The sequence below is a fragment of the Pseudoxanthomonas sp. F37 genome (assembly GCF_022965755.1).
In the GTDB taxonomy this organism is placed as follows: Bacteria; Pseudomonadota; Gammaproteobacteria; order Xanthomonadales; family Xanthomonadaceae; genus Pseudoxanthomonas_A.
Map to the genome: position 1 here is coordinate 3,195,005 of NZ_CP095187.1, position 21,159 is coordinate 3,216,163.

Below are 21,159 nucleotides of genomic sequence, written 5' to 3' on the forward strand. Positions count from 1 at the left end.
ATGGACAACGCACTGACGCTGACCAACGACATGAAGCTCGTCCTCGGGCTGGTCGGCTTCACGATGGCGATGTTCCTGTTCGAACGCATCCGCGCCGACCTGGTGGCGCTGGTGGTGCTGGTGGTGCTGGGCGTCACCGGCCTGATCGCGCCTGAGGAGATTTTCGGCGGTTTCTCCGGCAATGCGGTGATGAGCATCATCGCCACGATGATCCTGGGCGCCGGGCTGGACCGCACCGGCGCGCTGAACCGCCTGGCGTCGTGGCTGCTGCGGCGCGGCCACGGCATCGAGCAGCGGCTGCTGCTGATGACCACGGCCATCGCCAGCCTCAATTCGTCCTTCATGCAGAACCCGTCGGTGATGGCGCTGTTCATGCCGGTGGCCTCGCGGCTGTCCTCGCGCACCGGCCTGTCGCTGCAGCGCTTGCTGCTGCCCATCGCGGCGGCCATCGTCATGGGCGGCGCATTCACCATGGTCGGCAACTCGCCGCTGATCCTGCTCAACGACCTGCTGGTCTCGGCCAACAACAACCTGCCCTCCGGCATGGCCACGCTGGAACCGCTGCGCATGTTCGCGCCCGCGCCCATCGGCGTGCTGCTGGTCGCCGCGTCGCTGCTGTACTTCCGCTACTACGGCGACAGGAAGCTCCAGGACGAAACCGAAACCAGCGTGACGCCTGCGCGTACCGAAAGCTATTTCGCCAACACCTACGGCATCGAAGGCGATGTGTTCGAGCTGACCGTCACCGCGGAAAGTCCGTTGGTGGGGATGTCGCTGGGCGAAGCCGAGGCGATGCACGATGCGCCGCTGATGCTGGCGCTGCAGACCGGCAACGACACGCGCCTGGCCCCGCCGGCCGACATGCGCATCTGGGTGGGCAGCGTGCTGGGCGTGATGGGCACGCGGCAGGAAGTGGGCGATTTCGCGCAGAACCATTTCCTGCGCATGTCCTCGCGCCTGCGCCACTTCGGCGACCTGTTCAATCCCAGCCGCGCGGGCATTTCCGAGGCGGTGGTGCCGCCCACCTCGAAGTTCATCGGCAAGACCGCGCGCGAGCTGCGCCTGCGCAAGCAGAACGGCATCAGCCTGCTGGCCATCAACCGCGACAAGAAGGTCATCCGCGACAACGTGCGCGAGGAGAAGCTGCGCGCCGGCGACATGCTGGTGTTCCACAGCATCTGGCAGGACCTGGGCCAGGCCGCGGAGAGCCGCGACTTCGTGGTGGTGACCGACTACCCGAAGGGCGAACAGCGGCCGCACAAGTTCAAGATCGCCATGGCCATCTTCGCCATCACCATCGTCATCGCGCTGACCTCCCGGCTGCCGGTCGCCCTGACCCTGATGACCGGCGTGGCCGGCATGCTGCTGACCGGCGTGCTGCGCATGGATGAGGCCTACGGCGCGATCAACTGGAAGACGGTGTTCCTGATGGCCGGCCTGATCCCGCTGGGCTGGGCGATGGACAGCAGCGGTGCGGCAGCGTGGGTGGCCGGACACACGGTGGAGCGGTTGCCGGAAGGCATTCCGGTGTGGGCGCTGGAGATCGCGGTGGCGCTGCTAACCACCGCGTTCTCGCTGGTCATCAGCCACGTGGGCGCGACCATCGTGATGGTGCCGATGGCGATCAACCTGGCGCTGGCCGCGGGCGGCAACCCCACCGCGTTCGCGCTGATCGTGGCGCTGTCGGCGTCCAACAACCTGATGACGGCCTCCAATCCGGTGATCTCGATGGTGGTCGGCCCGGCCAACTACACCTCGCGCCAGCTATGGCGCGTGGGCGGGCCGCTGTCGCTGATCTACACCGTGGTGGTGGTGCTGGCGGTCAACGTGCTGTTCTGGTGGAACGGCCGCGCCGGATGACCTCCCCGCGGCTGACGCTTGCCTTGCTGCCGCCGCGCTACGCCGTGGCGCAGTTGCCCGCCGACGCGCCCCTGCCCGCCTGGTGGCCGGACAGCGGCATGCGCCACGCCAGCTGGACGGACGATGAGGTGTCGCTGGTCTGCGAAGAGGACTGCGTCCCCCATGAGGTGCGCTGCCAGCGCGGCTGGCGCATGTTCAAGCTGCAGGGTCCGTTCGACTTCGCCCTGACCGGCATCCTGAAGGCCGTGCTGGATCCGCTGGCCGCGGCGGGCGTGGGCATCTTCGCGCTGTCGACCTACGACACCGACTACGTGCTGGTGCAGGCGCACCAGTTGGAGCAGGCGGTGTCCGCGCTGCGCAGCGCGGGCCATCGGGTCGGCCCCTGATCCGGGCGTGGTATCAGCGCCGCGGCAGCAGAAGCCGCGCCAGCACGGCACCGAAGTGCAGCCAGACCGCACCGAACACACCCAGGCGGGTGACCAAGCCGCGCTGTGCGGCTTCGAACTTGCGGAAGTAGCGCCACAGCCCGCGGTGCTTGTGCCATTCCACGAACACGGGACGCGCGCGGCTGGACACCCCGCGGATGTGCAGCACGCGGATGTCGTTGGCCACCGCGACGACCGCCCCGGCCTGGCGGGCGCGGCGGCACAGGTCCATGTCCTCGGCGTGCAGCCGATAGCCTTCGTCCAGGCCGTCCAGGCGATCGAACAGGGGGCGCGACATCAGCATCAGCGCGCCCGACACGGCGTCCACCGGCTGCAGCGCCCGCGTGTCGTCCGGCGGCACGCCGAGTTTCGACGCACGGCCGGGTGCACGCAGCATCTGGGCGAACACCGGGTCGCGGCGGCGCGCGGCGGCGTCGCGCGCGCCCGCTTCGTCGACCAGATCGACGCCCAGCAGGACCTCGCCGGGATAAGCCGACGCGTGCGCGCGCAGCCGCGACAGCGTGTCGGCTTCCACCATCAGGTCGGGATTGACGAAGGCCAGCCACGGCGCATGCGAATCGCGCGCGCCCTGGTTGCAGCCGACCGCGAAACCCGGATTGTCGGGATTGGCGATGAAGCGTACGCGGCCGTCGTGCAGCGCATGCCGCTGCACGATGTCCATGGTGGCATCGGTGGAGGCATTGTCGACCACGCGGATCTGGTCCACCCCGTGCGCCAGGCGCAGGCGCATCAGGCAGTCGTCGATGGTGTCCGCGCTCTCGTGGGTCACCACCACCACGGCGATGGCATCCTCAAGCGAAGAGGTCACGCTGGCGCTCCGGCGATCCGACATCCGCGTACAGGGCGGCCAGGCGCTCGCGCGGCTCGCGCAGCGGATCGGCCATCAGGAAGGTGGCCAGCCGCGGCGTGAAGGCGGGCCAGCGTGCGTTCAACGCATCCATGTCGCCATCGGCCGGGCCACCCTCGCCGCCGCGCGCGACGAACGCGGTCTCGCACAGCACGTTGCGCCAGCCCAGGCCGGACAGACGCAGGGACAGGTCCACCAGGGCCGCGTACCACGAGGCATAGCTCGCCGTGTCCAGCCCACCGACGCGCTTGCGGGCGCTGCCACGCAGCGCGACGGCATGCGCGACCGCGGCGGGCAGCTCCGGATGCAGGGGCGGCATCGCCGCGCAGGCCTGCGCGGTGCGTTCGAAGTCCTCCGGCGGCGCGCTCACCTCGCCCAGCCGCGGCCAGGCCGCGGTCTCGCCGGCGTTGCACCAGGGTGTGGCGGTGGCGATGGCGGCATCGCGGGCCAGGCAGGCCGCCAACTGCTGCAACCAGCCGGGCAGCGGCTGCGCATCGGGCGACAGCACGACCACATCGACCTCGCCGCACGCGGCCAGCATCTGGTCCATGTGCGCCACTTCGCCCAGCATGCGCGGCCGCCGCGTGTAGTCGGCCTGCAGGGAGGTGCGTGTCAGCCAGCGCTCGATGATGGCCAGCGCGCGCGGACCGGCCTGCGCATCGTCGGCCAGCCACAGCCGCGTACCCGCGGGCGTGCCGGCATCCAGCGCGCCCAGGCAGGCATCGAGCGCGTCGTCGTCGGCGCCGATCGGCAGCAGGACGATGGGCAGGGACGATGCGGGCGGCGGCGTCACTTGGAACGCGGCGTGTTCAGCGGTTCGAGCGCACGGAAACGCTTGCCGTACTCGTCGGTCAGGTCGTTGGCTTCCTGCGGATTGCTGACGATGGTGGGCGTCAGCAGCACGATGACTTCGCTGCGCTCGGTGCCGGTGGTCTTCTTGCCGAACAGGCCGCCGATGATGGGCAGGCGGCTCAGGCCCGGGATGCCGGAAGAGCCCTGGGTCGCGGTATCGCTGATCAGGCCGGCCAGCATCACCGTGTTGCCGGCCTGCACGGCGCCTTCGGTCTTGAAGCGGCGCGTGTTGATGCGCACGTTGCCGTTGGCGTCGGGCTCGCTGCCCGGCGAACTGACTTCCTGCACGATGTCCAGGAACACCATGCCGTCCTTTGTCACGCGCGGACGCACCTTCAGGATCACGCCCGTGTCCAGGTACTGCACCTGGCTGTAGGTGTTGTCGGTGCCCAGTCCGGGGTTGACGGTGACCGAGGAAATGGGGATGCGGCTGCCGACGTTGAGCGTGGCCTCGGCGTTGTTGCGCACGAAGATGGAAGGCGTCTGCAGCAGGCGCACGTCGGAGACCTCATCCAGCGCGGTGATGACGGCCGCCGCGTCGTTCTTGACCAGCGTCCACACGGCCCCCGCGCCGCTCACGCCGCCGATGCTGCCGGCGAGCGTGCTCCACTTGCTGGGCCCACCCGCGTCGGGCGCGGCGAAGGGACCCAGGCCGTTGTCGGTCATCGCGCGTTCCAGGTACCAGTTCACACCGTAGCTCAGGTCGCCGGTCAGCGAGACCTCGGCGATCTGCGCCTCGATGTGGACCTGCAGCGGCATCACGTCCAGCTTCTCGACCACTTCCCGGATCGACTGCCAGGCGCTGGCGCTGGCACGCACCAGCAGCGTGTTGGTTTCCTCCACCGCGGCCACGCCCACGCGGGCGCCATCGACCTCCAGCGTCACCGCGCCGTTGCCGCTGTCGCGCTGGTTGAGCGACAGCGAGCCGCCGCCCAGCCCGCCGCCCGAACCGCCGCTGCCGCTGCCACCGAAATCGACCGAGCCCCCGGTACCGTTCATGCCGCCGTCGTTGATCTGCACGGGCTCGGTGCCCGGCATCAACGACACGTTGCCCGCGCCGCCGGTGGAACGGCCATCGCCGGAGGCGCTGCCGCCCGAGGCGCCGAAGACTTCGGCCAGGCGCTGGGCGAGCTCGCGCGCCTTGATGTACTTCAGCTCGTAGGAGAACAGGCGGCTGCCCTCGCCCGCGCCGTCGATGCGTTCCAGCCATTGCTGGATCTGGTCCAGGTAGGCGGGCTGCGGCGTGATCACCAGTACCGCATTCGCGCCTTCCAGCGGCATGAAGCGGAACATGCCGGCGCTGGGCGTCTTGCTGTCGTTGCCGAACACCTTTTCCAGATCGGCCACCACCCGGGTGGCGCGGCCGGACTGCAGCGGGAACACGCCCACCGACATGCCCGACAGCCAGTCCACGTCGAAGATCTCGACCGTGCGCAGATAGTTTTCCAGCTCGCTGCGCGTGCCGGCCAGGGTGATGACGTTGCGGGTGCCGTCGACGTTGACGATGGCGTTCGGCCGCGCGTACGGCTCCAGCACCTTCTTCATCTCGCTGGCCGAAATGAAGCGCAGCGGCACCACGCGCACTTCGTAGCCGCGCGCATTGGCGGCCGGGCCGGTGCGCGGCGCCACGCTGCCGGCCAGGGCCTGGTCGGCGGGGATGATGTTGTAGCGGCCGCCGCTGTAGACCAGGCGTGCGTTGTTCCAGCCCAGCACCATCTCCAGCAGGTTCAGCGCCTCGGCCGGCGACACCGGCTTGGGCGTGCCCAGCGTCACCGTGCCCTGCACGCCCGGCGCGATCACGTAGTTCTGCCCCAGCATGTCGCCGAGGATGGCCTTCACCACCGCGTGCACGGACTCGCCTTCGAAATTGAAGGTGGCCGAGCCGCTGCTGGCCCCGCCCAGCGAGGGCAGCGGCGCGCTGGCCGCACTGCGGTTGATCATCTGCCCGTTGCCGCGGCGGATCTGCGCCTGCGGACCGGTGACGGGCGCCTCGTCCTCCTTCACGGCCGCGGTCTGCGCCGCGCCCGGCACGACCTCGCCCACCGCCGCGGGCGTCGTGCGGCGCACGTCGGGCACGGGGGTGCTGGCGCAGCCGGCCAGCAGGCCCAGGCAGAGGGAAAACAGGATCACGCGTAACGTCATGCCGGCACTCTACTGTGTCTTGCCGGGCGTTGCCGGCGGCGGGGTGGGTTGCGCCTGCTGCTGCCGCAGCTGCGCGCGGCGCTGCTCGATGCGCTGGCGGATGGCTTCCATCTGCTGGTCGGTGGTGGTCGCCGGCGCGACAGGCGCTTCCTTGGCGGAGGTGGGCGCCACCGCGTCCGCCGTCGCGGCCGCAGGCGGTGCCGGGGCCGGCGTCGGGCCTGTGGGAAGTGCCACCGGCGCGCTGTTGCCGCCGGTCATGCGTCCACCCGGCATGGGGGCGGCGGCCGGGGGCACGGCTCCGGTGCCGGTGATCACGGTGGGCGGCTGTCCGCCGGCACCGTCGAACACCCGCAGCTCGAGTTCGCGGCGCCCGTCCGGGCCATCGAAGACGGCCCGGCGCGGTGCCAGTTCGGTCAGTCGCCAGCCCGGGAAGCCGGCCGGCGATTCGCCCAGCTTCACCCGCAGGCCCTCGCCGCCCTGCGCCGGCTGCACGATGGCCAGTTCCAGCCGCGGCGTGATCAGCACGCTGCTCAGCACCAGGTCGAAGGCCGGTGCGGCCGCTTCCTCGCCCGACAGGAAGAACGGTTTGGGACGCCGGTCTTCCGAGAACAAGGGACGCTCGCCGACCATCGCGTACTGCGGCAACGGACCCAGCCGTTCCGGCGGCGCCGCCGGCAGCCGCGGCAGGGGCTGCACCAGGTCCGGGTCGGCGGGCAGCGGCGTGATCCGCCCGCCCAGTCCGAACATCGCCAGCACGGCGACCAGCAACGACCACCCCGCGACCACCGCGAGGATCCAGGTGCGGGCGTTCCAGGCGTCACGGCCCACGCGCGGGCTCCCGTGGGGCGGCCGGCGACGGCTTGAGGTAGCCGTACAGGTCGAAGTTCACGTCCAGGCCACCGGCCCCGGTTTCGCTGGCCTGGAAGGCGTAGCGCTGCGCCAGGATGTTGAGGTTCTCCACGAACAGGCGCGGACTGCCGGATTCGATCTGGTGCAGCACCGAGGCCAGCTCCGGCGCCCCGCAACGCAGGCGCACCTGCACCACCACGCGCGGGTAGACCTCGCGGCCGGTGAGGGCCAGCGGCGACTGGTTGGCGATGGCGCAGCTGCGGTTGCCCGGACTGGCCTGCTTGACGATGGCCTCCAGCCGCTGCACCAGGCCGGCGGTGGCCAGCTCGACCGTCGCTTCCGGCAGGAAACCCGGTCGCTGCGCCTGCTGGGCCAGCGCCGCGTCCAGTTCGCGCCGCACCTGCGGCGCCTGCTGCAGCTGGGTGCGGATGCGCAGTTCGCGTTCGCGCAGTTCCGCCACGCGGCGGCCGGTCTCCTGCATGGGCACGGTCCACCACGGATGCACCAGGGCCAGGTAGCCCAGCAGCAGGGCACCCAGCAGCAGCGCCAGCGCCAGCCAGCGGTCGCGGTCAGTGATGGCCGGCGGCATCGGCGCCTCCCGTGGATGCGGGCGCGGACGGATCCTGCTTGCCCAGCAGTTCGGCGGTCAGGGTGAAGCGGTCCATGCGCGTACGCGGGTCCGGCTGCAGGGCACCGCTCAGGGCGGGGTTGCGCCACAGCGGCGAGCCCTGCAGGCGCGCGACCAGTCCCGAAGCCTCCGGGCTGAAGCCGATCAGCGTCAGGCGATCGCCTTCGATGGCCAGCTTCTCCAGGTAGGTGGTGTCGGGCAGCCGCCGGGTGATCTCGTCCATTACTTCCAGTGCCGTCGGGCGCCGGGCGCTGGTCTGGTTCAGGGTGGTGGTGCCGGCGACCAGGTCGACCAGTTGCTGGCGCTGCGCGGCCACCCGGCGCGCGGCGTCGGCGTTGGCCTCGACCTGCGCGGCGAAGGCCTCGGCCCCGGCCTGCCGGTTGTCGAGCACCCGCCACGCCGCGAACACCAGCGCGCACAGGGCGATGCCCGCGAACACCAGGTGCAGGCGGCGCTGCGGCGCCTGGCGCGCCGCGCGCGCTTCTTCCGGCAGCAGGTTCACCCCCAGCGGCAGGCCGTCGGCATCCTCGACATCGGCGCCCGCCAGGCCGCTGGCCAGCGCACCCAGTCCGGACAGGCCGGCGGCAAAGATGGCCTTCGGCACGGCGACCAGTTCCACCTCCAGCTGCCCGTCCTCGCGCACGCCCAGCACCCGCGCATCGAAGCACGCCTCATGCGCGGCGAACGGGGTCTGCCGGTCGATCTCGAAACGGACGACATCGCGCAGCCGGTCGGCCGCGGCGGACGGCAGCAGCAGCCTGCGCCGCAGCACCCTGTCGGCGGGCATCAGCCACCAGCGGGGCAGATCCGCCAGGCGGGTGCCCAGCAGTGCGCGCAGTTCGCCCGGCGTGGCGGTGGCCGGCAATCGCGCCAGCGCATGCCGGTGCGCGGCCTGCTGCCAAGCCATGGCCACCTCGTCTGCGCGGCGCTGGAAGAGCAGGCGGTCGCCGGTCAGGCCCAGCAGCACGCGCCAGCGGGCCGGCAGCCAGGTCGCCAGTGCCTGTCCCCACCAGGCCAGGAAGCCGCTGGGCCCTGCGCCAAGCCGGGCGCGGAAGCGCTGCAAGGTGTCGCGTACGCCGCTCATTGTGGTGACGCGCCCTCCTCCCAGCGCAACAAGGTATAGGCCGAACCCGGCACCGGGCTGGCCCCCGCGCGCACCACCGTCCGCAACGACGCCTCGCGGCCATCGGCCAGCCGCGCACGGCTCTCGATACTATACGTGCCGCTGCCGGTGCCGACGAGTTGCAGGGCGCCCGCCGCGCCGGCCGCTTCGCGCTGCGCCAGCCACGCCGTGGCATCCATGCCCATCGCCACCAGCACCGGCCCCTGCGCATAGGTGGCATCGGGTTGCCCGCGTCCCGAGTACAGGGTCAGGAACGGGGCCAGCCGCGCGTACAGGCCGGGCGTCATGCCCAGCACCTGTTCCAGCTCGGCGATGGTCTCGAAGGGGGCATCCTTGGCGCCGTAAGGACGCCCGGCCGCCGCATAGTCGCCATCCTCCGCGCCACCGACCGGCTGGCTGAGGTCGTCGGCATCGCGCCAGTCCACGATGGCCGCCGCCAGCGCGTCGCCGGTATCGGGCGGCTCGCCCAGCGCCTGCATCAGCCGCGAAAGCAGCGGCACCTCGGCCTGGTTCAGGTCGACCTTGCCGGTCTCGTCGATGATGCGCACCTGCACCTCATGCCCGTCGAACCGCCATGCGTAAGCACGGCCGTTCGGTTGCCAGTGCGTTTCCGGATTGCGGTCGGCCACCCGCACCAGCGCGTACTCCATGCCGGCCCGCGCGATCTCCTGCGCCATCGCACCACGGCTGCCCACCCGGCCCTGCAGCGCCTCCATCCGCGCCGTCAGCGCATAGGCGCCCACCAGGGCGGTGAGCAGGGCCACCAGCCACAGCACCAGCAACAAGGCGGCGCCCCGCATGCGGGTCATGGCAGCACCGGGGCGTCGCCGCCGGGCAGCACGCCGCCACCGGCGCCGCCTTCACTGCGCGCCAGCGTCACCACCAGGTCGGGCCAGCGACCGCCCCGGACGGCTTCCACTTCCATCTTCACCTGCAGCGGCAGCATCTCCGAGGTCTCCCACCGGTCCTGCCAGGGACCCAGGCGGTTGTCCGCGTCCAGCCCGCGGTAGTGGAAGCGCACCACGCGCAGGCCATCGGCCAACCGCTCGGCGCGCAGGCCGCGCGCCGCCAGGTCCACGTCCTCCAGCGACGCCTCCGGCTGCGCCACCGCGAAGGCGACCCGCAACTGGCCCGCCTCGTCGGCGACCACCTCGTGCAGGTAGGGGCCGCCGTACCCCAGATAGTCGGGTAGGTCGGCCACGAAACGCATGCGCTGCGGCGTACCCAGGAAGCGCGCCTGCCGCAGCGTGCCGCGATCGGTCGCGAACACGATGGGCTGCGCCGAGGCCAGCCGTGCGCGCAGATAGCCATGCACGGCGCGCATGCGCTCGCTGGCCTGCGCCATGTCCTCGCCGCGGGTGACCACCGCGGTGGACGAGCGCAGCGTGGCGAAGGCCAGCGCCAGCCCGGCCGCCAGCAGGACCAGCGCCAGCAGCACTTCGATCAGGGTGAAGCCCTGGACGCGCCGCGCCGTCATGGCGATGCCGCCTGGTTGATGTCGCGCGGCGCCAGGCGCAGCGTGCGCCACTGCAGCGCCTGTCCGCGGCCCTCGCCCCAGCGCACCTGCAGGCGCACGTCGAGCAGCTGCGGGGCGCCCGGGTCGCGCTGCGCGCGCGCCTCCAGCGGATCGGCGAACGGCGCCACCTCCAGTTGCCAGCGGTAGCGGTCGCGTTCGAAACCGCCCTCCTGCCGTCCCGGCTGCAAGGCCTCGCCCGCCCCCAGCTGCGCCAGCAGCGACTGCGCATGCAGGGTGGCGCGACTGGCGTCGGCGGACTCGCGCACCTGCCGCGTCGCCCCTGACAACGAGCCCAGCAGCAGGGTCAGTGCCAGCGCCAGCAGCGCGAACGCCACGATGACCTCCAGCAGGGTGAAGCCCCGCTGCCGCGCGGACGAGGGCTTGTTCATGGCGCATGCACCTCGTCGCGCAGCAGGCGCACCTCGCCGGTCAGCCAGCCCACATCCACGCTCCACGCCGCGCGCCCGCTCGCCAGCGTGACCCGGCCTCCGGTGGAGCCGCCGTCCGGAAAGAACAGGATGGCGCCCTCGCCCGCGCGCGCCTGCGCTTCCCGCGCGCCGGTGAAGCGCACCGCCAGCGACGCGTCGATGGCTCCGCGGCGGTCGCCGGCGGCTTCCCACTGGTGCGCGCGCGGATCGATGCGGAAGCGCTGCGCCTGTCCGGTGGCGATGGCGCGCGCCCGCGTATAGCGCAGCTGCGCGGCGATCTCCTTGGACTCGGAGCGCAGGCGCATGCCCTCCATGCCGCCGGTGAAGACCATCGCCGCCAGCACCGCGGCGGCGGCCATCAGCGCCACCACCAGCAGGGTTTCGAGCAGGGTGAATCCGTCCTGCGCGCGCCGCCGGCCGGGCGCGTGGGCATGCGGGAGGGCGCTGCGGCAGGCCACGATGGTGGGCGCCGGCGCTTACTCGTTGCGCAGGTCCGCGTCGACGCTGTCGCCGCCGGCCTTGCCGTCCGCGCCCAGGCTGATCAGGTCGAACCGCTGCGATTCGCCGGGGATGCGGTACTCGATCGGATTCTTCCAGGGATCCAGCAGTTCGCTTTCCTTCGCATACGGCCCCAGCCAGCCGGCCACGTTGCCGGGCTGCGTCACCAGGTCGGACAGCTGCGCGGGGTAACTGCCCGTGTCCAGCTGGTAGGTCTCGATCTTGCCGGACAGCGTCTGCAGCTGCGACTGCGCCAGCTTCACCTTGCCGCTGTCCGCACCGCCCATCACGCGGCTGCCGACCAGCACCAGGATGCCGCCGATCAGCACCAGCACGATGATGATTTCCAGCAGGCTGAAACCCTGCTGCGAGCGCGGCGAGCGGAACGCGTTCTGCGGGCGCGGATGGGACATGGTGCGGTTCTCCGGAATTCAGTTGATGGCGCCGGTCAGATCGTACAGCGGGACCAGCACGGCGATGATGACCACGCCCACCACCGCCGCCAGGACCAGCGTGATGGCGGGGACCAGGGCGGCCAGCATACGGTCCAGCACCTGAGCGGTTTCCTGCTCGAAGGTCTCGGCCGTCTTCAGCAGCATGCCGTCCAGCGCACCGGATTCCTCGCCCACCTGGATCATCTGCAGGGCCAGCCGCGGGAAGCGCCTGCCCTTGCCCAGCGAAGCCGACAGGCCGTGGCCGTTCTTGACGTCGTCGGCGGCGGCATCGACATCGGCGGCCAGCGCCCGGTTGCCCAGCACGTTGCGGGCGATGCCCAGCGCGGTCAGCAGCGGCACGCCGTTCTTCAGCAGCGTGCCCAGCGTGCGCGCGAGGCGGGCGGTCTCCAGCCGCGCCAGCAGCGGGCCGGCCAGCGGCCGGTCCAGCAGCCAGGCGTCCAGTCGCGCACGGAAGGCGGGGTCGCGGCGGCGCCGGTCGAACCACAGCACCGCCAGCGCGGGCACGGCGATCAGCACGAACCAGAAATCGCGCACGAAGGCGCCCACCCACAGCACGCCGCGGGTGAACCACGGCAGCGTCACGTCCAGGCTTTCGTACATCACCGCGAACTGCGGCACCACGTATCCCAGCAGGAACAGCAGCGCCAGCCCCACCACCACCAGCAGGATCGCCGGATAGACCAGGGCATTCACCACGCGCCCCCTCAGCGCGCGGCTGCGCTCCAGATAATCCCCCAGCCGCTGCAGCGTGTCGTGCAGGCTGCCACCGGCTTCGCCGGCGCGCACCATGTTGATGTACAGCCGCGAGAACACCCCATGCTGGCGGTCCAGCGCCGCCGACAGCGGCGCGCCGCCACGCACGGCATCGCGGATGTCGGCGATCACCCGTCGCGCCTTCTCGTCCTCGGGCAGGTCCAGCAGGATGCCCAGCGCGCGGTCCAGCGGCTGGCCGGCCCCCAGCAGCGTGGCCAGCTGCTGGGTGAACTGCACCAGGCGGTCGCCCCCGAACGCGTTGGGACGCCACAGCTGCGTCCAGCTGCGACCGGCGCCGGCCACCGCGGGCACCGCCTCCACGGGCAGGTGTCCCTGTTCCTGCAGCCGCGTCACGACGTCGGCGTCGCTGGCGGCCTCCATCTGGCCTTCCAGCATCTCGCCGTGCGCGTTGAGGGCCTTGTAACGGTAGAGCGGCATGCCGAGGGAAACAGGGAGAATGCGCCAACTTACCGCATTCGCCGGGGCATCGTCATGCGCAGTCCCTGCGGGCGCCTCGGCCCCGGCGTTTCCGGGACCGGGCGCCACGGGCCCGCTCAGGGCGCGGTGAAGCTGCCGCGCACGCTGACGTTGGCGAACTTCGTCTTGCCGACCAGCGACACGTAGTACGTGCCCGCCTGCGGGCTGGCGATGTTGACCATCTCGTTGTTGCCGGGACGCGCCGAACGCAGGTCGTAGTTCGACGCGGTGGCCGGACTTCCGAACTTCACGTACACATCGGCATTGCCGCTGCCGCCGTAGCTGATGAACGAGAGTTGGGTCGCGCCCGCCGGTACCACCAGCGCGTACTGCACCACCGCGTCCTTGGCACCGGTATTGCCGCCCACCGCCACATTGTTGGTCAGGACGGTCGCCGCGGGCGGCTCGCCGCCGCCGATGACGGCCTGGACCGCCGCGGCCGCATTGACGATGCCCGCGCCGATGGGGCGATTGGCCGGCGGCGCCACCGGGAACGGACGCGCGGTGGACGTCAGCGTGGCCAGCACCTGCGCCGGCGTGAGCGGTGTTTCCGCCACGCTCTGCATCAGCGCCACCACCGCCGCGACATGCGGCGCCGCCATCGACGTGCCGCCCATGCCGAAGTAGGTCTCGGTGGTGGGAACGGTGGTGCCCGAATTGCCCGTGGACCACACGTAGCCGCCCGGATTGCCGTCCACGCTGCCACCACCACCCGGCGCGGCGATGTCCACGCGCGTGCCGTAGTTGGAGTACGAGGCGATGCCGCCGGTGATGCGCGTGGCGCCCACGGTGATGACCCCGGCGCAGTTGCCCGGCGAATAGCCGCTGACGTTGCCGGCGTCGTTGCCGGCCGCCACCACCACCGTGCTGCCGTTGGCGATGGCGATGTTGAAGGCGTTCTGCTCCACCGCGCTGCACGCACCGGCACCGCCCAGGCTGAGGTTGATGACTTCGGCGGGATTGGCATTGGCCGGGACGCCGGCGACCGTGCCACCCGACGCCCAGATCACCGCATCGGAAATGTCGGAGGTGTAGCCGCCACAGCGGCCCAGTACGCGCGCGGGCACGACCTTGGCGTTGAAGGCGCCGCCGGCCATGCCCTTGGCATTGTTGGTCACTTCCGCCACGGTGCCCGCCACGTGGGTGCCATGCCAGCTGCTGTCCTGCACCGGCGAACCCGCGTAGCACTCGCCCGCCACCGGATTCCAGTCGCCCTCGTCGCGCGGATCGGCATCGCGCAGGTCGCCATCGCGGGACACGAACGTGTCGCTGATGAAGTCGTAACCGGGCAGGATGTTCGCATCCAGGTCGCTGTGCGCGGTGATGCCCGTGTCCAGCACCGCGACCACCACGCCCGCCCCGGTCGCGCTGTCCCAGGCCGTGGGCAGGTTGATGCCACCGACCGGATCCTTGAAGTGCCATTGATACTGGTTGTAGTAGGTGTCGTTGGGCACCAGGCGCGCGTAACGGCGTGCATCCACTTCGACGAATTCGACCTCGGGATCCGTCGCCAGCTGGCGCAGCAGGCTTTCGGCCTCCACGCGATCCAGCCTGCGCGAGGTCTGCACCAGTTCCGCGCCTATGCCGAGGCGGCGCAGCTTGGCGGCACTGACGGCCTTGCCGTTCGCCGGCCCCAGTGCGGCACGCGAGACCGCGCCGAGCAGTGAGCGCTGCAACGTGGCGCTGCTGGTGCGCGCCGCGCTGCCGTCGCGGTACTTCACGATGAACCGGTCGTAGGTCTGGCCGTCGCGCAGACCTGCGGTACTGACGTCACCCGCCGAAGCGGAGCCTGCGATGGCCCCCAGCGCGAAAATTGCGGCGAGTGCAGCAACCAGGGGACGGCGACGCGAATTGCGGAAAGAAGAATAGGGATTCACTTGACCTGCTCCATGTCTACAAGGATGAACGAACTGGGTAACCCGTTTACTAGGTGCTTACTCAACGACTTGCGACTTCCCCTTCAAGCGGATCGTGCAGGTACCCCTGTTTACCTGCCACGACACTCTTCACGCGACGAACACACGCTGTTAACGCCTTGTTTTCAGCGGTTTCGTCGCGCCGCGTCGAACGTAGCAAATCTCTCGCAAATTGCACAACGCGCAGGTAGTGTTCGACCACACGGAGTGGTTTTTTGCATCATCTCGGGAAAGGGGATGGGGAATGCGGGAAGTGTTCTTCTTTGCGGCACCGTGTTGCGCGGTTCCGCTTGCACGTCATTTGCGCGGCGTCGTCGCGCTGCGTCCTTCGCACTTGTCGCGGCACGCCCCTGCGCCGCCTTTGGCTTTCTGTCTCCCGCGCCGCCTTTCCGCTTCCGCCGCTTCGTGCGCGCCGGCCATGCGTCTCCCCTGTCGCATGCCGCGCCGTCCGGCTCGTTGACGCAGTCCGCCTCGTATCCCCGTGCCGCCAGGCCCGGGCGCTGTCTTATTCCCCCGAAAACACAGAAAGAAGGACGTGATCCATGAACAGGATTTACCGCAAGGTGTGGAACCCTTCCCTTGGCATGCTGGTGGTGGCCTCGGAGTTCGCGCGACGCGCGCACGGCGTGCTGTCGTCCGGTGCGCGCGTGCGTGCGCGCCTGGGCATGACGCTGCTGGTCTCGGCCCTGCTCGCGGGCGCTCCCTTCGGCGCGGCACTCGCGCACGACAAGCAGAAGGGCCCGCCGCAGAACGACAAGCCGCAGATGGGAACCGGACCCGCCTATTGCGTGGATTCGCGTGGCAATCCGATCAAGGACGGTCGGCCGGGCGAACATGCCGTGGCGTGCGGCGATGACGTCGACGCATCCGGACGCCATGCGGTCGCGGTGGGCTACAAGAGCATCGCCAGCAAGGCCGGTGCCACCGCCGTCGGCGGTTACGCGCAGGCCAAGGGCGTGAATGCGACCGCCGTGGGCTACGACAGCAGCGCGACCGCGCAGGGCGCGACGGCGCTGGGCAGCCAGAGCCATGCCACCGGCGCGAATGCGCTCGCCGCCGGCACCCAGGCGAACGCAGCAGGCGCAGGCGCCAGCGCGGTCGGCACGGGCAGCAGCGCGTCCGGCGCGTACGCCGGCGCCTTCGGCAGCGCCTCCACGGCATCGGGCACGCAGGCACTGGCCGCGGGCCACACCAGCACGGCCACCGGCATCGCGAGCGTCGCGCTCGGCGGATTCGCCCATGCCTCGGGCGGTTTCGACACCGCGGTCGGCTACGGCGCCGATGCCAGCGGCGGCGACAGCACCGCGCTGGGTTCCGGCTCCCTTGCCAGCGGTTACAACAGCGTCGCGGTCGGCGGATCCCTGCTTGGTTTCCTGCCGACCGAGGCGTCCGGCGACTTCTCGACCGCGGTCGGTGGCGGCGCATGGGCGCCGGGCACCAATGCGACGGCCATCGGCAATCTCGCCTCGGCAACCGCCGACAACAGCGTCGCGCTCGGTGGCGATTCCGTCGCCGATCGCGAGGACAGCGTTTCCGTCGGCAGCGCCGGCAGCGAACGGCAGATCACCCACGTCGCCGCCGGCACCGAAGGCACCGATGCGGTGAACCTGGACCAGTTGGACGCGGTCGCCGAAGCCTCGGAAAACGCCACGCGCTACTTCAAGGCCAACGGTGCGAACGATGGCACCGACGACGCCACGGCCAACGGCGACTACGCCACCGCGTCCGGCGCCGCCGCGCTGGCCGGAGGTGTCGGCGCGACGGCCACCGGCTCCGGTGCCTTCGCGTTGGCCGACGGCGCCACCGCACATGGCTTCAACGCCACCGCCACCGGCAGCAACAGCGTCGCCCAGGGTGCGGGCGCGCAGGCTGCCGGCGCAGGCGCGATTGCACTGGGCGGCCAGCGCCAGCTGTTCGACGAGAACGGCGATCCGGTGCTCGATGAGGACGGCAACCCGGTCTATGCCAGCACCGAGGCCACGGCGGACGACGCCACGGCGCTGGGTGCGGGTGCGGTGGCCAGCGGGATCGGCGCGAGCGCGGTCGGTGCGGGCGCGAATGCCTCCGGCGCCTATGCCTCCGCACTGGGCACCGAGGCGTCCGCTTCCGGCATCCAGTCCACGGCCGTGGGCTTCCGCAGCGACGCTTCGGACGATGCCGCCACCGCCCTTGGCGGCTACAGCAGTGCCTCCGACTTCGGCGCTTCGGCCTTCGGCTATGGCGCCGAGGCCAGTGGCAACAGCGCCACGGCACTGGGCTTCGGGGCGGTGGCGAGCAACTTCGATTCCACCGCGCTGGGTTCGAACGCCATCGCCAGCGGCGACAACAGCGTGGCCGTCGGCGGCGCGTTCTTCGGCTTCATCCCGACCGAAGCCTCGGGCGACTACTCGGTGGCGGTCGGCGGTGGCGCCTACACGCCGGGCTTCAACGCGGTGGCACTGGGCAACCTGGCCACCGCCGAAGCCGACAACAGCGTGGCCATCGGTGGCGACTCGGTCGCCGATCGCGAGGACAGCGTTTCCGTCGGCAGCGCCGGCAGCGAACGGCAGATCACCAACGTCGCGGCGGGCACGGAAGACACGGATGCGGTGAATCTGGGCCAGTTGAACGACGTCGCCGAGGCCTCGGAGAACGCCACGCGCTACTTCAAGGCCAACGGCGCGAACGACGGCACCGATGACGCCACCGCTACGGGCGACTATGCCACCGCGTCCGGCTCTGCCGCACTGGCGGAAGGCGTGGGCGCGACCGCCACCGGCTCGGCTGCCTTCGCGTTGGGCGACGGCGCAACCGCCACCGGCTTCTCCGCGACCGCCACCGGCAGCAACAGCGTCGCCACGGGCAGCAGTGCAGAGGCCAGCGGCGACTCCAGCATCGCCATCGGCGGACAGGTGGATGCCTTCGACGCCGACGGCAATCCGATCACCGTCAACACCGTCGCCTCGGGCCTCGGTGCCACGGCCGTCGGTTCCGGCAGCCTGGCCTCGGGGCTGGGCGGTTCGTCGTTCGGCGTGCTCAGCGAAGCCAGCGGCGAGGCCAGCTCGGCGTTCGGCTACGGCAGCACGGCCACCGGCTCGTACGCCTCCAGCTTCGGCCATGCCAGCGGGGCCACGGGCGACTACAGCGTCGCCGTCGGCGGCCCTGCGGACCTGATCCCCGGTTTCGGCCTGCTGGTCTATACGCAGGCCAGCGGCTTCAGCGCGGCGGCCTTCGGTGCCGGCGCGATCGCCGCCGGCGACTACAGCCTGGCAGCGGGCAGCCTGGCCGAAGCTTCGGGACTGGAAAGCACGGCGGCCGGCTTCTTTGCCTATGCGCCTGGCGACTACGCCACCGCGCTGGGCGCGGAGTCCTGGGCCAGCGGCGATAGCAGTACCGCGGTCGGCTTCTACAGCACGGCGCTGGGCGACAACAGCGTGGCGTTGGGCGCCCACTCGACGGCGGACCGCGACAACACGGTCTCGGTGGGCGATGCAGGCAACGAACGCCAGGTCACCCACGTCGCCGCCGGCACCGAAGGCACCGATGCGGTCAACCTCGACCAGTTGAACGCGGTCGCCGATGCATCGGAAAACGCGACGCGCTACTTCAAGGCCAATGGTGCGAACGACGGCACGGACGACGCCACCGCCAACGGCGACCACGCCACCGCCTCCGGCTCGGCCGCACTGGCTGACGGCGTGGGTGCGACGGCGACCGGCTCCGGCGCATTCGCCATCGCCGACGGCGCCACCGCGACCGGTTTCAATGCCACCGCCACCGGTGCGAACAGCGTCGCAAACGGTGCCGGCGCGCAGGCGACTGGCGCTGGATCGGTGGCCGTCGGCGGACAACGCCCGCTGTTCGATGAAAACGGCGACCCGCTGCTCGACGAGGACGGCAACCCCGTCTATGCCAGTACCGAAGCGACGGCCGATGACGCCACTGCGATCGGTGCCGGCGCCATCGCCGGCGAGACCGGCGCCAGTGCCATCGGTTCGGGCGCGGATGCGTCCGGCGCGTACTCCACCGCGCTGGGCACGGAAGCCTCTGCGGCACAGACGCAGTCCACCGCCGTCGGCTTCCGCAGCAGCGCCGACGGCCTGGCCTCCACCACTGTCGGCGGTTACAGCAGCGCGGCAGGCGACTTCGCTTCGGCCTTCGGTTATGGCGCGGCGGCGGGCGGCAGCGGCGCAACTGCCGTGGGCGAAGGCGCAAGCGCGGGCGGCGACGAAAGCACCGCCGTCGGCGGCACCACGTTCTTCGGACTGATCAACACGCGCGCCAGCGGCACCGGCGGTTCGGCGTTCGGCAACGGCGCATGGGCCACCGGCGAATACAGCACCGCCATCGGCCACAACAGCTACGCCGATGGCGACGACAGCGTGGCGCTCGGCGTGAACTCGGTGGCCGGGGCCACCAACAGCGTGGCGATCGGCGCCAACTCGTGGAACGACCGCGAGAACACCGTGTCGGTCGGCGATGTGGGCAGCGAACGCCAGATCACCCACGTGGCGGCGGGCACCGAAGGCACGGATGCCGTGAACCTCGACCAGCTCAACGCACTGGCCGAGGCCTCGGAGAACGCCACCCGCTACTTCAAGGCCAACGGTGCCGGCGACGGCAGCGACGACGCGGTCGCCACCGGCGACTACGCGACCGCCTCCGGTTCGGCGGCTCTGGCGGACGGCGTAGGCGCGACGGCGACGGGATCCGGCGCCTTCGCGATCGCCAACGGCGCGACGGCCACCGGCTTCAACGCCACCGCCACCGGCGAGAACAGCGTCGCCAGCGGCGCGGGCGCGCAGGCGACGGGCGCGGGGGCCGTCGCGCTCGGCGGGCAGCGCCCGCTGTTCGACGAGAACGGCGACCCCCTGCTCGATGAAGACGGCAATCCCGTCTATGCCAGCACGGAAGCGACGGCCGACGACGCCACCGCCCTGGGTGCGGGGGCCGTCGCCAGCGACAGCGGCGCGACCGCCACCGGCGCGGGGGCCTCCGCGTCCGGCGCCTATGCCACCGCCACCGGCACGGAGAGTTCGGCGTCGGGATTGCAGGCGACCGCCAGCGGCTTCCGCAGCGATGCATCGGGCGATGGCTCGGCGGCGATCGGCAGCTACAGCCAAGCATCGGCCTTCGCCGCCTCGGCATTCGGCTACGGTGCGGAAGCGTCGCAGGAAAGCGCGACCGCACTGGGCTTCGGCGCCGTCGCCAGCAACTACGACAGCACCGCGCTGGGTTCCAACGCCATTGCCAGCGGCGACAACAGCGTGGCGGTCGGCGGTGCGTTCTTCGGCTTCGTTCCGACCGAGGCCTCCGGCGACTACTCGGTGGCCGTGGGTGGCGGCGCGTACTCGCCGGGCGTCAACTCGGTGGCGGTGGGCAACCTGGCCAGCGCCGAAGCCGACAACAGCGTGGCGATCGGTGGCGATTCCGTCGCGGACCGCGAAGATACCGTGTCCGTCGGCAGCGCCGGCAGCGAACGCCAGATCACCCGCGTCGCGGCCGGCACCCAGGCCACCGATGCCGTGAACCTGTCGCAGTTGAGCTTCGTGGCCAGTTCGCTCGGCGGGGGCGCGGGTTTCTCCGGCGGCGTGTTCATCGCGCCCAGCTATACCATCCAGGGCACGTCGTACAACAACGTCGGTGCGGCCTTCACCGCGGTGGATGCCAAGCTCAACCAGCTGTTCGGCATGTACGACGAACTGAGCACCGGCACGGCCGCGTCCAGCGGCGGCACGCCGCCCGCGCAGGCAAGCCAGGCACGTGCGGCAGGCGGCAGCGAAGCCGCGTCCACGGGCACCGCCTCGACCGGTGGCGCGGCCAACGGACCGACGCGCGGAGCGGCGACCGGCGGCGATGCCGACGGCGGCGCCGTCGCCAGCAGCCAGCCGGCGGCGACCGCCTCGGCCGATCCTGCCGATGCCTCCGCCGCGGCGACGGCGTATGCCGATGCGGGCGATGTCGCCACGCTCGAAAGCGCGCGCAGTTATGCCGATGCGGCGTCCGCCGACACCCTGGCCAGTGCGAAGGCCTATGCGGACTTCCAGGTCAAGGCGCTGGAAGACGACTTCAACGCCTTCCGCGGCGACGTCAACCGCCGGTTCTCCGAGCAGGACCGCCGACTGGACAGGATGGGCGCCATGAGTTCGGCGATGTTGAACATGGCCATCAACGCCGCCGGCAGCCGCAGTCCACGCGGACGGGTCGCCGTGGGCGCAGGCTGGCAGAACGGCGAGAATGCCCTGTCGGTGGGCTATTCCAAGCCGATCGGCGAGCGCGCGTCCTTCAGCATCGGCGGCGCGTTCAGCGGTGACGAGAAGTCCGCTGGCGTGGGCTTCGGTATCGACCTGTAAACCGCGGTCGCGCAACGAAGAAGGGCCCGGCAGTGCC

The 21,159-nt window shown here is 71.1% G+C and carries 16 protein-coding genes; 3 read left to right on the plus strand and 13 right to left on the minus strand.

The window, feature by feature from the left end:
* Both MUU77_RS15075 and MUU77_RS15080 read left to right on the plus strand, forming a co-directional pair.
* A complete protein-coding gene (locus MUU77_RS15075; RefSeq protein WP_245088497.1) occupies window positions 1-1,860 on the plus strand; it encodes an SLC13 family permease in 1,860 nt (619 codons plus the stop codon).
* The gene (locus MUU77_RS15080) at window positions 1,857-2,246 is read left to right on the plus strand and encodes an ACT domain-containing protein (RefSeq protein WP_245088498.1); all 390 of its coding nucleotides are present in this window, start codon (window positions 1,857-1,859) and stop codon (window positions 2,244-2,246) included. Before MUU77_RS15075 ends, MUU77_RS15080 begins: the two co-directional genes overlap by 4 nt.
* A 13-nt stretch (window positions 2,247-2,259) precedes the next feature.
* Here the strand turns inward: MUU77_RS15080 and MUU77_RS15085 are convergent, their stop codons facing one another.
* The 13 genes from MUU77_RS15085 to MUU77_RS15145 all read right to left on the minus strand — a co-directional run bounded on the left by MUU77_RS15085 (window position 2,260) and on the right by MUU77_RS15145 (window position 14,751).
* Window positions 2,260-3,114 (minus strand): glycosyltransferase family 2 protein, encoded by an 855-nt coding sequence (locus tag MUU77_RS15085; RefSeq protein ID WP_245088499.1) that lies wholly within the window; start codon window positions 3,112-3,114, stop codon window positions 2,260-2,262.
* Entirely contained in the window at window positions 3,098-3,946 is an 849-nt protein-coding gene (locus MUU77_RS15090) for a glycosyltransferase (RefSeq protein ID WP_245088500.1), read from the minus strand. Before MUU77_RS15090 ends, MUU77_RS15085 begins: the two co-directional genes overlap by 17 nt.
* On the minus strand, window positions 3,943-6,147 hold the full coding sequence (gene gspD / locus MUU77_RS15095; RefSeq protein ID WP_245088501.1) for a type II secretion system secretin GspD: 2,205 nt from the start codon (window positions 6,145-6,147) through the stop codon (window positions 3,943-3,945). The genes MUU77_RS15090 and gspD overlap by 4 nt, the downstream gene beginning before the upstream one ends.
* A 9-nt stretch (window positions 6,148-6,156) precedes the next feature.
* Window positions 6,157-6,975 carry a general secretion pathway protein GspN gene (locus MUU77_RS15100; RefSeq protein ID WP_245088502.1) on the minus strand — a complete coding sequence of 273 codons (819 nt, stop codon included), beginning with the start codon at window positions 6,973-6,975 and terminating at the stop codon, window positions 6,157-6,159.
* Window positions 6,965-7,585 carry a type II secretion system protein GspM gene (gene gspM / locus MUU77_RS15105; protein WP_245088503.1) on the minus strand — a complete coding sequence of 207 codons (621 nt, stop codon included), beginning with the start codon at window positions 7,583-7,585 and terminating at the stop codon, window positions 6,965-6,967. The genes MUU77_RS15100 and gspM overlap by 11 nt, the downstream gene beginning before the upstream one ends.
* Window positions 7,566-8,708, minus strand: coding sequence for a PilN domain-containing protein (locus MUU77_RS15110; RefSeq protein ID WP_245088504.1), 1,143 nt, complete (start codon window positions 8,706-8,708; stop codon window positions 7,566-7,568). Before MUU77_RS15110 ends, gspM begins: the two co-directional genes overlap by 20 nt.
* Window positions 8,705-9,556, minus strand: coding sequence for a general secretion pathway protein GspK (locus MUU77_RS15115; RefSeq protein WP_245088505.1), 852 nt, complete (start codon window positions 9,554-9,556; stop codon window positions 8,705-8,707). The genes MUU77_RS15110 and MUU77_RS15115 overlap by 4 nt, the downstream gene beginning before the upstream one ends.
* Entirely contained in the window at window positions 9,553-10,224 is a 672-nt protein-coding gene (locus MUU77_RS15120; RefSeq protein ID WP_245088506.1) for a prepilin-type N-terminal cleavage/methylation domain-containing protein, read from the minus strand. The genes MUU77_RS15115 and MUU77_RS15120 overlap by 4 nt, the downstream gene beginning before the upstream one ends.
* On the minus strand, window positions 10,221-10,652 hold the full coding sequence (locus MUU77_RS15125) for a prepilin-type N-terminal cleavage/methylation domain-containing protein (protein ID WP_245088507.1): 432 nt from the start codon (window positions 10,650-10,652) through the stop codon (window positions 10,221-10,223). The genes MUU77_RS15120 and MUU77_RS15125 overlap by 4 nt, the downstream gene beginning before the upstream one ends.
* Entirely contained in the window at window positions 10,649-11,149 is a 501-nt protein-coding gene (locus tag MUU77_RS15130) for a GspH/FimT family pseudopilin (protein ID WP_245088508.1), read from the minus strand. The genes MUU77_RS15125 and MUU77_RS15130 overlap by 4 nt, the downstream gene beginning before the upstream one ends.
* An 18-nt stretch (window positions 11,150-11,167) precedes the next feature.
* Window positions 11,168-11,602 (minus strand): type II secretion system major pseudopilin GspG, encoded by a 435-nt coding sequence (gene gspG / locus MUU77_RS15135; RefSeq protein ID WP_245088509.1) that lies wholly within the window; start codon window positions 11,600-11,602, stop codon window positions 11,168-11,170.
* Window positions 11,603-11,620: 18 nt separating this feature from the next.
* Window positions 11,621-12,835 carry a type II secretion system F family protein gene (locus MUU77_RS15140; protein WP_245088511.1) on the minus strand — a complete coding sequence of 405 codons (1,215 nt, stop codon included), beginning with the start codon at window positions 12,833-12,835 and terminating at the stop codon, window positions 11,621-11,623.
* Window positions 12,836-12,951: 116 nt separating this feature from the next.
* Window positions 12,952-14,751, minus strand: a complete 1,800-nt coding sequence (locus tag MUU77_RS15145; RefSeq protein ID WP_245088513.1) for a S8 family peptidase — start codon at window positions 14,749-14,751, stop codon at window positions 12,952-12,954.
* A 581-nt stretch (window positions 14,752-15,332) separates the two neighbouring features.
* Here MUU77_RS15145 and MUU77_RS18540 point away from each other — a divergent pair.
* A complete protein-coding gene (locus MUU77_RS18540) occupies window positions 15,333-21,122 on the plus strand; it encodes an ESPR-type extended signal peptide-containing protein (RefSeq protein WP_280640376.1) in 5,790 nt (1,929 codons plus the stop codon).
* Window positions 21,123-21,159: the final 37 nt, after the last annotated feature.

Bases quoted from the DNA above. Each gene is read 5' to 3' on its own strand.
- MUU77_RS15075 (WP_245088497.1), top strand. From the start codon at position 1: ATGGACAACGCACTGACGCTGACCAACGACATGAAGCTCGTCCTCGGG.
- MUU77_RS15080 (WP_245088498.1), top strand. From the start codon at position 1,857: ATGACCTCCCCGCGGCTGACGCTTGCCTTGCTGCCGCCGCGCTACGCC.
- gspD (WP_245088501.1), bottom strand. From the start codon at position 6,147: ATGACGTTACGCGTGATCCTGTTTTCCCTCTGCCTGGGCCTGCTGGCC.
- gspM (WP_245088503.1), bottom strand. From the start codon at position 7,585: ATGCCGCCGGCCATCACTGACCGCGACCGCTGGCTGGCGCTGGCGCTG.
- MUU77_RS15110 (WP_245088504.1), bottom strand. From the start codon at position 8,708: ATGAGCGGCGTACGCGACACCTTGCAGCGCTTCCGCGCCCGGCTTGGC.
- MUU77_RS15115 (WP_245088505.1), bottom strand. From the start codon at position 9,556: ATGACCCGCATGCGGGGCGCCGCCTTGTTGCTGGTGCTGTGGCTGGTG.
- MUU77_RS15120 (WP_245088506.1), bottom strand. From the start codon at position 10,224: ATGACGGCGCGGCGCGTCCAGGGCTTCACCCTGATCGAAGTGCTGCTG.
- MUU77_RS15125 (WP_245088507.1), bottom strand. From the start codon at position 10,652: ATGAACAAGCCCTCGTCCGCGCGGCAGCGGGGCTTCACCCTGCTGGAG.
- gspG (WP_245088509.1), bottom strand. From the start codon at position 11,602: ATGTCCCATCCGCGCCCGCAGAACGCGTTCCGCTCGCCGCGCTCGCAG.
- MUU77_RS15140 (WP_245088511.1), bottom strand. From the start codon at position 12,835: ATGCCGCTCTACCGTTACAAGGCCCTCAACGCGCACGGCGAGATGCTG.
- MUU77_RS18540 (WP_280640376.1), top strand. From the start codon at position 15,333: ATGAACAGGATTTACCGCAAGGTGTGGAACCCTTCCCTTGGCATGCTG.